Consider the following 1,490-nt stretch of genomic DNA (forward strand, 5'->3'; position numbering starts at 1 on the left):
GAGATCAAGAACCCCCTGACTCCCATCCAACTGGCCGCCGAACGCCTGAAGCGCAAGTACCTCAAGCAGATAACCGCCGACCCGGAAACCTTCTCCACCTGCACCGACACCATCATCCGCCAAGTGGGCGATATCGGCCGCATGGTGGACGAATTTTCCGCCTTTGCCCGCATGCCCCAAGCCACCCTGCGACCGGAGAATCTGTCCGACCTTTGCCGCCAAGCCGTATTCCTGGAACGTAATCGCCATCCGGAAATCAACTACGCGGTCGAGATTCCCGACGCGGCGGTGCGCCTGCGTTGCGACAGTCGCCAGATCGGCCAAGCCTTGACCAACCTGCTGAAGAATGCCGCCGAATCCATCACCGGGCGGGAAGCGGCGGGAGAGACGCTCGCGCCCGGCACCATTCGGCTGTCGATCGAGGACGGTACGCCGGACCTTGCGGACCGCAGGATCGCCGTGGTCATCGAAGACAACGGACGTGGGCTTCCCAAGGAAGACCGGCACCGGCTGACCGAGCCCTACGTCACCACCCGCGCCAAGGGGACGGGCCTGGGGCTTGCAATCGTCAAGAAAATCATGGAAGACCACAATGGTAGCTTACTTCTCGATGATCGAGACGGGGGTGGGGCGAGGGTCATCATGGTCTTCCGCCCCGGGGATGACGAGGGCGCGGAAAACAAGGCCGGCGACGGCGAAATCCAAGACCCCATGATGGTGGCGACGAGCATCCTTCCTTCCTGACAACGGCAATTCGGCCATGGCTCACGAAATTCTCATCGTCGACGACGAAGCCGACATCCGGGCGCTCACGGCGGGCATCCTGGAGGACGAGGGCTATGAGACCCGCGAGGCGGGCGATTCCGATACCGCGCTCGGCAGCGTCAACGGCCGGCCGCCCAGCTTGGTGTTGCTCGACATCTGGCTGCAGGGGAGCAAGCTGGACGGTCTCGGTATCCTGAAGGCCGTCAAGGCGGCCCATCCGACCGTCCCGGTCGTCATGATGAGCGGCCACGGCACCATCGAGACCGCCGTGTTGGCCATCAAGCTGGGAGCTTACGAGTTCGTCGAGAAGCCCTTCAAGGCGGACCGGCTGCTGCTGGTGGTCGACCGCGCCATCGAAACGGCGAGGCTGCGGCGCGAAAACGAGGAACTGAGGGCCCGTGCCGCCACAGCCATCGAGACCGACCTGATCGGCCGCTCGCAGACCATCGCCCAGGTGCGCCAGTCGGTCGCATGTTGCACGACCGTTCCCGACGTGCCGATGGCCCCTTCGTGGTGCTCAACTGTGCCACCATGGACCCGGAAAAGGTAGAAGAGGAACTGTTCGGCACGGAAAGCGGCGACGGTGCCGTGCCGCGCAAGGTCGGGACCTTCGAGACGGCCCATATGGGCACCCTGTTCCTCGACGAAGTCGCCGACATGCCCCTCGAGACCCAGGGCCGTATCGTCCGCGTCCTGCAGGAACAGGTCTTCCACCGCATCGGCGG

1 protein-coding gene and 1 pseudogene are annotated in these 1,490 nt (G+C 64.2%); both read left to right on the plus strand.

Features of this window, described 5'->3' with window-relative positions:
- The coding region (locus H7841_18550) for an ATP-binding protein (protein ID MEO5338859.1) at positions 1 to 744 on the plus strand (744 nt) is incomplete at its 5' end.
- A gap of 16 nt (positions 745 to 760) precedes the next feature.
- Positions 761 to 1,490: pseudogene (locus H7841_18555) on the plus strand (sigma 54-interacting transcriptional regulator).

It is taken from the genome of Magnetospirillum sp. WYHS-4 (assembly GCA_039908345.1).
Taxonomy (GTDB): domain Bacteria; phylum Pseudomonadota; class Alphaproteobacteria; order Rhodospirillales; family GLO-3; genus JAMOBD01.